This is a genomic window from Mesorhizobium sp. M8A.F.Ca.ET.165.01.1.1, assembly GCF_004792065.1.
Classification (GTDB): Bacteria; Pseudomonadota; Alphaproteobacteria; order Rhizobiales; family Rhizobiaceae; genus Mesorhizobium.
The window spans coordinates 1-283 of the sequence record NZ_SRTH01000253.1; the positions used below are offsets into that span (position 1 = coordinate 1).

The window sequence follows — 283 nt, forward strand, 5'->3', positions numbered from 1 at the left end:
GGCAAGCTCGGCCATCACCGGAAGCGCCTCGAAGACCCAGTAGGACGGATTGACGACCGGGCCGTCGGGACGGTCGCCGGCGGCAAAGCCGGAATTGCCGGGCTTGAGCAGAACGAGGTCGCCCACCTTCTCCAGGCTGCCGGCGGCGAGCGCCATCGCCATGCCGGTCGCGGCCTGGGTAAGGTCGGGACGGTGCCATGCCTCGCCAGCCAACGCCAGGCCATAAGCGATCAGCAGATCGCCGTCGGAAGCGTTGTTCGTGTCGCTGATATGCGGCTTCGCG

At 67.8% G+C, this 283-nt stretch carries 1 protein-coding gene; it reads right to left on the reverse strand.

Translation table 11 applies throughout. The annotated features are described in order from the left end of the window. Window positions 1–283 (reverse strand): glycosyl hydrolase family 8 (locus EN808_RS35975; protein WP_245525215.1); only part of this gene is annotated, 283 nt, incomplete at both ends.